This window comes from Micromonospora echinofusca, assembly GCF_017614955.1.
Classification (GTDB): Bacteria; Actinomycetota; Actinomycetes; order Mycobacteriales; family Micromonosporaceae; genus Micromonospora; species Micromonospora echinofusca_A.
In genome coordinates, this window is the sequence record NZ_WVUH01000470.1 from 1 (window position 1) to 4,524 (window position 4,524).

Here is a 4,524-nt window from a genome sequence, read left to right on the forward strand (position 1 = left end):
GCGCGGGGTGGGCCCGAGGAGGTCGGCGGCGGGGCCCGAGGAGTCAGCGACGCAGGATCGCGGTCAGCACCTCGATCGCCCGGTCCGTGCCGGCGTCATCGACATCCAGGTGGGTGACCAGCCGGACGGCACGCGGCCCGAGCACCGAGACCAGCACCCCCTCGGCCCGCGCGGCGGCGGCGAAGGTCGCCCCGTCGAGCGGCGACTTGCGCAGGTCCAGGGGTACCAGGTTGGTGCGCACCGGCGTGGCGACCACCCCGAACGGGGCCAGCGCCTCGGCCAGCCGGGCGGCCCGGGCGTGGTCCTCGGCCAACCGGGCGATGTGGTGCCGCAGGGCGTACCGCCCGGCGGCGGCGAGGATGCCGGCCTGCCGCATGCCGCCGCCCAGCCGCTTGCGGATCGACCGGGCCTCGGCGATCCGGTCCGCGCTGCCCAGGACGACCGAGCCGACCGGGGCACCGAGGCCCTTGGAGAGACAGACCGACATGGTGTCGAAGAGGCTGCCGTACTCGGCGAACGGCACACCGTCGGCGACGTGCGCGTGCCAGATCCGGGCACCGTCGCAGTGCAGCGCGACCCCGGCGGCGTCCGCGATGTCGCGCAGCTGACGCAGGGTGGCCAGCGGGATCACCCCGCCCCCACCCCGGTTGTGGGTCTGCTCGACGGCGATCGCCCGGGTCGCCACCGCCCAGTACCCGTCGGGCTGGATCATCGCCTGGACGGTCTCCGGGTCCAGGTTGGCCCCGGCCGCCGGCCAGGTACGGGTGGAGATCCCGCCGTACGCCGCTGCGGCACCCACCTCGTAGGCGAGCACGTGCGCGTCGGCGTCGCAGAGCAGTTCCCCGCCCCGGGGCACCACCAGTTGCAGGGCGATCTGGTTGGCCATCGAGCCGGACGGGGCGAAGAGCCCCGCCTCGTGCCCGAACAGCGCCGCCACCTCGGACTCCAGGGCCGCGACGGTCGGATCCTCGCCGTAGACGTCGTCACCGACCTCGGCGTCGACCATCGCGGCCCGCATCGCGGCGGTGGGCCGGGTGACGGTGTCCGAGCGGAGGTCGACCGGCGGCTGCCCCCCGACCGACCGCACCGGTTCAGCCACGGAGCATCTCCGCCACCAGGAAGGCCAGCTCCAGCGACTGCTGGGTGTTCAGTCGCGGGTCGCAGGCCGTCTCGTACCGGTCGGGCAGGTCGAGGTCGGCGATGCCCTGGGCGCCACCGAGGCACTCGGTGACGTCCTCGCCGGTCAGCTCGACGTGCAGCCCGCCGGGGTGGGTGTCCAGCCCCCGGTGCACCTCGAAGTAGCCGAGCACCTCGTCGACGATCCGGTCGAAGTGCCGGGTCTTGTACCCGTTGGACGACTCGTGGGTGTTGCCGTGCATCGGGTCGCACTGCCACACCACCCTGGCCCCGGCGGCGGTGACCTTGGCGACGATCGGCGGCAGCGCGTCGCGTACCCGGTGGTTGCCCATCCGGCTGATCAGGGTGAGCCGGCCGGGGATGTTCTCCGGGTTGAGCTTCTCGCAGAGTTCGAGCGCCTCGTCCGGCGTCGTGGTGGGGCCGAGCTTGACCCCGATCGGGTTGGCGATCCGGGAGATGAAGTCGATGTGCGCGCCGTCGATCTGCCGGGTGCGCTCACCGATCCAGAGGAAGTGCCCGGAGAGGCCGTACGCCCGGTTGCCGGAGACCCGGGTGAGCGCCCGGTCGTACTCCAGGGCCAGCGCCTCGTGGGAGCAGTAGAGGGTGACCGTGCGCAACGCCTCGTCGTCGGTCATCCCGCAGGCCCGGATGAACGCCATCGCCCGGTCGATCTCCCGGGCGATCGCCTCGTAGCGCTCGCCGGCCGGCGAGTTGCGGACGAAGCCCTTGTTCCAGTCGTGCACGGCGTGCAGGTCGGCCAGCCCACCGGCCAGGTACGCCCGGAGCATGTTCATCGCGGCGGCCGAGTTGGCGTACGCCCGGATCATGCGTTGCGGGTCGGCGACCCGGGCCTCGGGCACCGCCTCCAGCGAGTTGATCATGTCGCCGCGGTACGCCGGCAGTCCGCGCGCGTCGGTCGGTAGGGAGCGGGGCTTGGTGTACTGACCGGCGACCCGGGCCACCTTGACCACCGGCAGGGAGGCGCCGTAGGTCAGCACGATCGCCATCTGGAGCAGGGTGCGGGCATTCGCCAGCAGGTGACTCTCCGTGTTGTCGGCGAAGGTCTCCGCGCAGTCACCGCCCTGGAGCAGGAACGCCTTGCCCTCACAGACCAGCGCCAGCCGCTGGCGCAGTTCGTCGACCTCGTAGGGCGCGACGACGCTCGGCACGGTGTCGAGCACCTTGCAGACCTCGGCAACGACCGCCGGGTCCGGCCAGGGCGGGGTCTGGGCGCGGGGAAGCTCACGCCACCGGTCCAGGCCGAGGGCGGCGTCCTCGGCGGAGTCGGCGGTGGGGCGGCTGGTCTTCAGGCCGGGGTTGTCCACTCCGGGGTAGCTGAGCTGGTGCCACTCTTGGCGCATGACAGAAAGCGTACGGCGACGACGTCCGGAGCCGAGCGTCGAGGTGGGTCGTTCCGGTCAGTGGGAGGCCGGGGGAAGTACCCTCCGGCGCCCGGTCACCCGGTGCTGCTCGGGGTCGGCGCGGCGGCCGTCCCGACGGTCTCGCCGGCGATGCACCACTGCCCGGCACTGCGGGTGACGGTGAAGAGCAGCCCGCTGCTGCGGGGCTTGCCGGCGACCGCCACCGTCACCGTCGCAGCGACCTGCTGCCCCCGCTCGGTGTCCCGCACCTCGGTGACAGCGGCGTCACTGACCGTGAAGTGGGCGGCGAAGTCACCGTTCGGCCCGGTGGCCGCCGCGTCGAACGCCTCGTGCATGGGATCGCAGAGTTGGGCGCGACCGGCGGCCGGATCCTTGGCCTTCATCGCGTCGAGGTACGCCTGGACCCGCTCGCGGGCCCGGGTGGCGGCCTCCTCGACGGTGGGCCGGTCGTCGGCGGGCTCGTCCGCCGGATCGTCCCCGCCGAGACCGCAACCGGCCAGGCCCACCGGCAGCACCACCAGCACGGCGGCGACCAGGGCCATACGACGGATGCGGGGCACGCCCATCGGACCACTCCCTACTCGGCTGTCGGTACCGGCCGGGCCGAGTCTGACACATCGACCCATTCTCATTGATGCAAGGACGAACGTTCCGGAGGTGCCCCGGCGCCGCATGCGCCACCGGAACGTTCGCCGGGGCCCTTCTCGACGCTTCCGGTACCGGACGACCCCTTCCTGAGCGGCGTGTACGCCACTCGCAGCGGCAGGTACGGGCGTACCGTGTGCACGCCACGCGAGGAGACAATGCGAGGAGGGGCCGGGCAGTTGCCCGACCCCTCCGCACAGCTACCTGTCGGCCGGCACGGCTACCCGTCAACCCGCACGGGCGCGGACTCAGCCGAGACCACCCCGGATGGCGGTGATGAGTTCACCGTTACCGGTGTCACCGGAGAGCTCCCAGAAGAACGCTCCACCGAGACCCTGGTTGTTGGCGTACGTCATCTTGCCGCCGATGGTCGAGGGGGTGTCGTAGCTCCACCAGTTGCTGCCGCAGTGGGCGTACGCGGTGCCGGCCACGGTGCCGTTGGCCGGGCAGGTGTTCTTGAGGACCTTGTAGTCCTCGATACCGGCCTCGTAGGTGCCCTGGGCCGCGCCGGTCGCGGTACCGCCCGGAGCCGCCTGGGTCACTCCGGTCCAACCCCGGCCGTAGAACCCGATGCCGAGCAGCATCTTGTTGGCCGGAATGCCCTTGGACTTCAGCTTCTGGATCGCCGCGTCGGACCAGAAGCCCTGCTTCGGGACACCGGCGTACGAGGTGAGCGGCGAGTGCGGAGCCGTCGGTCCCTTGGCGTCCCAGGCGCCGAAGAAGTCGTAGGTCATCGGCATGATCCAGTCGAGGTTGCCCATCGCCCCGGCGTAGTCGGTGGCGTCGATCTTGCCGCCGGCGCTGCCGTCCGCCGTGATGGCGGCGGTGAGCAGGTTGCCGGTGCCGAACTTGGTCCGCAGCGCCGAAATCAGGTTCTTGAACGCGTTCGGCCCGCTGGTGTCGCAGGTGAGGCCACAGGCGTTCGGGTACTCCCAGTCGATGTCGATGCCGTCGAAGACGTCCGCCCAGCGCGGGTCCTCGACCAGGTTGTAGCAGGACTCGGCGAAGGCAGCCGGGTTCTGGGCGGCCTGCGTGAAGCCACCGGACCAGGTCCAGCCGCCGAACGACCAGATCACCTTGAGGTGCGGGTACATCTTCTTGAGCTTGCGGAGCTGGTTGAAGCTGCCCCGCAGCGGCTGGTCCCAGGTGTCCGCGACGCCGTCCACACTGTCCGCGGCGGTGTACGCCTTGTCGTAGTCGGCGTAGCTGTCCCCGATGGTGCACCGCCCACCGGTGGTGTTACCGAAGGCGTAGAGGATGTGGGTGAGCTTGGCGGCCGAGCCGCTGGTGTGGATGTTCTTGACGTGGTAGTTGCGGCCGTAGACGCCCCAGCCGGCAAAGTAGCCGACCACCTTCTTGC

4 protein-coding genes are annotated in these 4,524 nt (G+C 71.3%); all 4 read right to left on the minus strand.

What is annotated here, in order from left to right:
* Positions 1–43: 43 nt before the first annotated feature.
* Positions 44–1,099 carry a threonine aldolase family protein gene (locus GSF22_RS31075; protein ID WP_307804484.1) on the minus strand — a complete coding sequence of 352 codons (1,056 nt, stop codon included), beginning with the start codon at positions 1,097–1,099 and terminating at the stop codon, positions 44–46.
* Complete coding sequence (locus GSF22_RS31080) at positions 1,092–2,498, minus strand: class II 3-deoxy-7-phosphoheptulonate synthase (protein WP_208817477.1); 1,407 nt, start codon at positions 2,496–2,498, stop codon at positions 1,092–1,094. Before GSF22_RS31080 ends, GSF22_RS31075 begins: the two co-directional genes overlap by 8 nt.
* Before the next feature lie 95 nt (positions 2,499–2,593).
* Entirely contained in the window at positions 2,594–3,085 is a 492-nt protein-coding gene (locus GSF22_RS31085; RefSeq protein WP_244454460.1) for a hypothetical protein, read from the minus strand.
* A 327-nt stretch (positions 3,086–3,412) separates the two neighbouring features.
* Positions 3,413–4,524 (minus strand): glycoside hydrolase family 18 protein (locus GSF22_RS31090; RefSeq protein WP_208817478.1); only part of this gene is annotated, 1,112 nt, incomplete at its 5' end.